Origin of the sequence: uncultured Phenylobacterium sp. (genome assembly GCF_902826855.1) — a bacterium.
Taxonomy (GTDB): Bacteria; Pseudomonadota; Alphaproteobacteria; order Caulobacterales; family Caulobacteraceae; genus Phenylobacterium.
Genome location: NZ_CADEGK010000226.1, coordinates 1 through 6642, shown reverse-complemented (window position 1 = coordinate 6642; position 6642 = coordinate 1). Strand labels below are relative to the sequence as shown.

Here is a 6642-nt window from a genome sequence, read left to right as displayed (position 1 = left end):
GCCGGAGGGCCGGTCCATCCTCGACCTGGTGCGCAGCCAGGGACTGGCGGTGGACGCGCCTGCTGACTCCAAGATCATCCCGTTCAGCGCCACGACCCGCCAGTCGGGACTGGAGGCGGGCGGCCAGGTCTGGCGCAAGGGCGCCGTGGACGCGGTGCTGAAGGACACGGGCCTGAGGCCCGAGCAGGTTCCGGCCGAGTTCACCGCCGCCGTCGACCGCATCGCGCGTTCCGGCGGGACCCCGCTCGCGGTGACCGAGAATGGCGTCCTCTTCGGTGTGATCCACCTGAAGGACGTGGTGAAGCCCGGCGTGAAGGAGCGGTTCGCAGACCTGCGCCGCATGGGTCTGCGCACCGTGATGATCACCGGTGACAACCCGGTGACGGCTGCCGCCATCGCCTCGGAGGCCGGCGTCGACGACTTCCTCGCCGAGGCCACGCCCGAGGACAAGCTGAAGCTCATCCGCACCGAGCAGGCCAAGGGCCGACTGGTCGCCATGTGCGGCGACGGCACCAACGACGCCCCGGCGCTCGCCCAGTCCGACGTGGGCGTGGCGATGCAGACGGGAGCGCAGGCCGCTCGCGAGGCGGGCAACATGGTCGACCTCGACAGCGACCCCACCAAGGTCATCGAGATCGTAGAGGTGGGCAAGCAGATGCTGATCACCCGCGGCGCGCTGACAACGTTCTCGATCGCCAACGACGTCGCCAAGTACTTCGCCATCATCCCGGCGATGTTCGTGGTCTCGCTGCCGGCCCTGGGCGCGCTCAACATCATGGGCCTGTCTTCGCCTGAGAGTGCGATCCTTTCGGCGGTGATCTTCAACGCCCTGATCATCGTGGCGCTGATCCCACTCGCGCTGCGGGGTGTGCGCTACCAGGCCATCGGCGCGTCGCGGCTGCTGTCGCGCAACCTGCTGATCTACGGCCTGGGCGGCCTCATCGCGCCCTTCGTCGGGATCAAGGTCATCGACCTGATCATCTCAACGGCAGGCCTCGCATGATCAACGCCCACCCGTTTCCGCGCGCGCCGATCGTCAGCGGCGCTCTCAAAGTGACCTTCCAGGAGAAACCCTGATGTTCGCGCTCGTTCGGCCAGCGGTGGTGTCCCTGGGACTGTTCACAGTCCTTCTGGGTCTTGCCTATCCCCTGGCGATCACCGGTCTGGCGCAAGGCGCCTTCCCCCACCAGGCCAACGGCAGCGTCGTGCGCGTCGGCGGGACGCTCGTGGGCTCCGAGCTCATCGGCCAGACCTTCACCGGCCCGCAGTACCTGCACGGTCGCCCCTCGGCCGCGGGCAGCGACGGCTATGACGCCTCGGCCTCGTCCGGCTCCAACCTGGGTCCGCTCAACGAAGCCCTGGCGAAGCGGATCCAGGAGAGCGCGGTGGCGCTCAAGGCCGAGGCGGGCGCGGCCACGATCCCAGGGGATGCGGTCACGACGTCCGCCTCCGGGCTCGACCCGCACATCTCGCCGGCCAATGCCGACATGCAGGCCGGCCGGATCGCGGCGGCCCGCGGCGCGCCGGTGGAGCAGGTGCGCGCCCTGATCGGCCGCCACGTCGAGGACCGGACGTTCGGCATTCTTGGCCAGCCGCGGGTGAATGTCCTGAAGACCAACCTGGCGCTCGACGCCGCCTGGCCCAAGAGGCAACCTCCGCCACAATGAACGTCGAAGAGCCCCGCAGGCCCGATCCGGACGCCCTGCTGGCGGCGGCCCGCCCAGGGCAAGGCCGGCTGAAGGTCTTCCTCGGCATGTCGCCCGGGGTCGGCAAGACCTACGAGATGCTGCGCGCCGCCCGACGCCGAAAGGCCGAGGGTGGCGACGTCGTTGTCGGCGTGGTCGAGACCCATGGCCGTAGGGAAACCCAGTCGCTGCTGCGCGGCCTGGATGTCCTGCCGCGCAAGCCGATGGAGTACCGCGGCAGCACGCTGATGGAGTTCGACCTCGACGCGGCTATCGCGCGCAGGCCCGAGCTGCTGCTGGTCGACGAGTACGCCCATTCGAACGCGCCGGGCTCGCGCCATCCAAAGCGCTGGCAGGACGTCGAGGAACTGCTGGCCGCCGGCATCGACGTCTGGACGACGCTGAACGTCCAGCACCTGGAGAGCCTCCTGGAGGTGGTCTGGAAGATCACCGGGGTGCGCCAGCGCGAAACGGTGCCGGACTCGGCGCTGAGCCGCGCCGACGAGATCGAGCTGATCGACATCACCCCCTCGGAGCTGCGGGAGCGGATGGCCGAGGGCAAGGTCTACATGGGTGAGACCGCGCGGGTGGCGGCCGACCGGTTCTTCAAGGTCGAGAACCTCACCGCGCTCCGCGAACTGGCCCTGCGCCGCGCCGCCCAGACGGTGGATGACCAGCTGATCGGCGCGATGAAGCGCGCCGGGGTCGAAGGGCCCTGGGCTGCTGGTGAGCGGATCCTGGTGCTCGTGGGGCCCGACACCATGGCGGGGGCCCTGGTCCGTGCGGGCCGGCGGCTGTCGGACATGATGATGGACGCGCCGTGGACGGTGGCGCACGTGGAGCGGCCGAATGCGGCCGCGCCCAGCCCGGCCGGGGCCCAGCGCCTGCGCGACGCGATGAAGCTGGCGACCCAGCTCGGCGGAGCCACGGTGACGCTGACCGGCGACGACCTGGTGGTCGGCGTCCTCGAGTTCGCCCGGCGCAACAACGTGACCCAGATCGTCGTCGGCCGGCGGCAGCGCAGGGGCTTGCGGCTTCGGCGCGACCTTATCCAGGCGCTTCTGGATGAGGTGGGCGGGGCCGCCCTGCATGTGATCACGGAGTCCTCGGAGGCATCCGCGCCGGAGGGGCGGCCCCGGACTTCCCTGCGCGACATTCCCTGGCGCGGCCACATCGCCGCCCTGGGCAGCGTGGCTGCGGCCGGGGCCGTCGCGTGGCTGGTCGACCGCTACGTCGAGAGCGCCAACCTCGCCATGGTGTTCATGCTGAGCGTGCTCGTCTCTGGGATCGCCTTCGGGCTCTGGCCGGCGGTCGTGGCGGCGGCCGCGTCGGCGGTCATCTACAACTTCTTCTTCCTCGAGCCGCGGCTGACGATGCTCATCGGCAACCCCGCCGATGTGCTGACCTTCGGGGTGTTCTTCGCCGTCGCGCTGACGACCGGATGGCTCACGGGCCGCGTACGCGACCAGGCCCGCGCGACCTCGCGCCGGGCGTCGGCGATCGCCGCGGTGCTCGCCGCCACGCGCCGCCTCTCGGGCGCGGCAGGCGCACACGAGGCCGCGACCGCGCTGGCCGAACAACTCGCCGCCGCCACCGGCGCGAAAGCCGTGGTTCTCGGGCCCGCTGAGGGGGATCTCAGGATCATGGCGGCTTCGCCGGCGGTGGCGTCCCTTCCGCCAGGCGACATGGCCGCCGCCCGCTGGTGTTGGGAGAAGGGCGAGGCGGCCGGGGCCGGGACAGGCACCATGCCGATGGCGGCCTGGACGTTCCGGCCGCTGCAGGGCGTCAAGGCCCGCTCGGGCGTCGTCGGCGTCGATCCGGCGGCCATCGCCACCGAGGATGGCGAGCGCTTCGTGGGGGCGCTGCTCGACCAGGGGGCCGTCGCCCTGGAGCGGGCGGAGTTCGCTGCCGTCGCCGCAGGCGCGGAGGCCCTGCGCCGCACCGACCAGTTGCGCTCTGCGCTGCTCAATTCGGTGAGCCATGATCTGCGCACCCCGCTCTCGACGGTGCTCGGGTCCGCCACCACCCTGATCGACTATGGCCCCTCGATCGCCGAGGACGTCCGCGAGGACCTCCTTGTCTCGATCCGGGAGGAGGCCGAGCGCTTGAACCGCTACGTCGGCAACCTGCTGGACATGACCCGCCTGGAGGGCGGAGGCCTGAACGCCCGGGACGACTGGGTGGATGTGCGCGACGTCCTCATGGCCGCGGCGGAGCGGGTCTCGCGGCGGCTGGGCAAGCGCCATATCGACCGCGACTTCCCGGCCGAACTCGCCCTGGTCCGCCTCGACCCGAACCTCCTGGAGCAGGCCGTCGTCAACATCCTCGAGAACGCCATCGCCTACAGCCCCGACGGGACCGCGGTCGAACTCGCCGCCTATGAGGACCGCAACAATGTGGTGATCAGCATCGAGGACGAGGGTAAGGGCATCCCCACCGCCGAGCTGGCGCGGGTGTTTGAGAAGTTCCACCGGATGGAGGAGCCAAGCGACCGCAGCGAGCGCAGCAAAGGCGTGGGGCTGGGCCTGTCGATCTCCAAGGGCTTCATCGAGGCGATGGGCGGGCGCATCGCAGCGGCCAGCCCCATCCACGGCGACCACGGCACCCGGGTGCTGATCAGCCTGCCCAAGGCGCCGTCCGCTCCGGGAGGCCGCGCATGAGCATCTACCCAAAAATCCTCGTCATCGACGACGAGCCGCAGATCCATCGCTTCCTGCGCGCGGCCCTGCAGGCCGCAGGTTTCGAGCCGCTGCGGGCGGACAATGGCGCGGAGGGCCTGCGCGAGATCGCCCGCGCGGCGCCGGCCGCCGTCGTGCTCGACCTGGGCCTGCCCGACATGGACGGAAAGTCCGTGCTGATGCGGGCGCGAGAGTTCTACGATGACCCGATCATCATTCTGTCGGCGCGCGACCGCGAGACCGAGAAGATCGAGGCGTTGGACCTCGGCGCCAACGACTACGTCGAGAAACCGTTCGGCGTGGGCGAGCTGCTCGCCCGCCTGCGCGCGTCGCTGCGCCAGCGCTCCAATTCGGCGAAGCCGCCGCCGCCGATCATCCGCGCTTCCGGGCTGGTCATCGACTTTCCCCGGCGCCGGGTCACCCGCGGGGGCGAGCCACTACATCTCTCGCCGAAGGAGTACGACCTGCTGGCGAGGCTGGCCCAGAACGCCGGCAAGGTGATGCAGCACCGCGAGTTGCTGATCTCGGTGTGGGGGCCAGCGCACGTGCAGGACACCCAGTACCTGCGCGTCTTCATCGGCCAGCTACGGCAGAAGATCGAGCTCAACCCCTCCGAGCCGAAGCTCATCCTGACCGAGCCGGGCGTCGGCTACCGTTTCATCGCCGACGAGCCGGCCGCGTGAGGCGGGAGACCAGGTAGGCGCCCACGAACTCGGCATATCGCGCGGTATTGCCAGGCCGGGCATCGCGCCGATCGAGACCCGCTTGCGTCAGGTCAAGGCAGGTCCGGGGGCAGGGCTGTAGCGACCGGGGCTGGCCGCCGGCCCCGGAGACGTTTGCGTATGACCGATACCGTCCTCAAGGTGTGCGAGCTGGCCAAGGTCTACGCGACTTCGGCCGGCGACGTGCATGCGTTGCGGGGCGTGACCCTCGATATCCTTGGGGGCGAGACGCTCGTCCTGTTGGGACCCTCGGGATCCGGCAAGTCGACCCTGTTGAACATACTGGGCGGGCTGGACCGTGCGACCTCAGGATCGGCCCGTTTCCAGGACCTGGAACTGACCCAGGCGAGCGACATCGAGTTGACGCGGTATCGCCGTGCCTCGGTGGGCTTCATCTTCCAGTTCTTCAACCTGGTGCCGAGCCTGACCGCTCGCGAGAACGTCGCGCTGATCACCGAGATCGCGCGCGATCCCATGAGGCCGGAGGAGGCCCTGGCGCGGGTTGGTCTCTCGGACCGGCTCGACCATTTCCCCGCCCAGCTCTCGGGTGGCCAGCAGCAGCGGGTGGCCGTGGCCCGCGCCATCGCCAAGCGGCCGCAGCTGCTGCTTTGCGACGAGCCCACCGGTTCGCTCGACAGCGAGAGTGGTGTGCGGGTTCTGGAGGCGATCGCGGACGTGACCCGCGACGTGGGCGCCACGACCATGATCGTATCCCATAACGCCGACATCGCCAGGATGGCCGACCGGGTGATCCGGTTCCGCGACGGGCGGATCACCGAGATCGAACGCAACGGGAAGAAGCTTGCCCCGCGGGAGATGAGTTGGTGAGCCCGCTCGACCGCAAGCTCCTGCGCGACCTGTGGCGCCTGAAGTGGCAGATGATGGCGATTGCGCTGCTGATCGCCTGCGGCGTCTCAGTGGCCGTCATGTCGTTCTCGGCGCAGCGGGCGCTTTCGGACGCGCAGGCTGCCTTCTACGCGGACACCGGCTTCGCCGACGTATTCGCCCAGGCGAGGCGTGTCCCGGCCTCGCGCCTGCAGGATCTGGCGCGGATCGAGGGGGTGACAGCGGTGGACGCGCGCATCCTCGAGGCCGGACTGATGGACGTGCCGGGGCTGTCGCGCCCTGCTGTCGCGCGCCTGATCTCCTTGCCAGACGGCGAAGGTCGGGCGCTGAACCGCATCCGCCTGACCCGCGGCCGCATGCCGGACCCCCGCCGGACCGATGAGGCCGTGGCCCTGAAGACCTTCATGGAGGCGGCGGATGTCCAGCTCGGCGACCGCCTGACCGCGGTCGTGGAGGGTCGAGCCTTCACCTTCACGGTGGTCGGCGCGGTCCTGTCGCCCGAATACGTCTACGTCCCGGCGCCGGAGTCGTTCATGCCGGACGACGCCACCCACACCGTACATTGTTCCACACCACGGGCAACCCAGCGCCACGCGCGACCGATCGCCACATTCATCCCCATACCGCTGACACGACCACACGCCTCCACAAACACACCCGCGCTGGCATCCCATGCACCACCCTAGGCCCCACACGGACTCCCATCGAGCC

Annotated in this window: 6 protein-coding genes; all 6 read left to right on the top strand. The window is 70.0% G+C overall.

Annotation, left to right across the window (positions count from 1 at the left end; genetic code table 11):
- The coding region (locus QZV94_RS21570) for an HAD-IC family P-type ATPase (protein ID WP_293681797.1) at nt 1-1003 on the top strand (1003 nt) is incomplete at its 5' end.
- 73 nt (nt 1004-1076) lie between these two features.
- On the top strand, nt 1077-1667 hold the full coding sequence (gene kdpC / locus QZV94_RS21565; RefSeq protein WP_293681794.1) for a potassium-transporting ATPase subunit KdpC: 591 nt from the start codon (nt 1077-1079) through the stop codon (nt 1665-1667).
- The gene (locus QZV94_RS21560; RefSeq protein WP_293681791.1) at nt 1664-4345 is read left to right on the top strand and encodes a sensor histidine kinase KdpD; all 2682 of its coding nucleotides are present in this window, start codon (nt 1664-1666) and stop codon (nt 4343-4345) included. The genes kdpC and QZV94_RS21560 overlap by 4 nt, the downstream gene beginning before the upstream one ends.
- On the top strand, nt 4342-5046 hold the full coding sequence (locus QZV94_RS21555) for a winged helix-turn-helix domain-containing protein (protein ID WP_293681788.1): 705 nt from the start codon (nt 4342-4344) through the stop codon (nt 5044-5046). The genes QZV94_RS21560 and QZV94_RS21555 overlap by 4 nt, the downstream gene beginning before the upstream one ends.
- Nucleotides 5047-5205: 159 nt before the next feature.
- Entirely contained in the window at nt 5206-5913 is a 708-nt protein-coding gene (locus tag QZV94_RS21550) for an ABC transporter ATP-binding protein (protein ID WP_293681785.1), read from the top strand.
- Nucleotides 5910-6617 carry a hypothetical protein gene (locus tag QZV94_RS21545; protein WP_293681782.1) on the top strand — a complete coding sequence of 236 codons (708 nt, stop codon included), beginning with the start codon at nt 5910-5912 and terminating at the stop codon, nt 6615-6617. Before QZV94_RS21550 ends, QZV94_RS21545 begins: the two co-directional genes overlap by 4 nt.
- Nucleotides 6618-6642 lie beyond the last annotated feature (25 nt).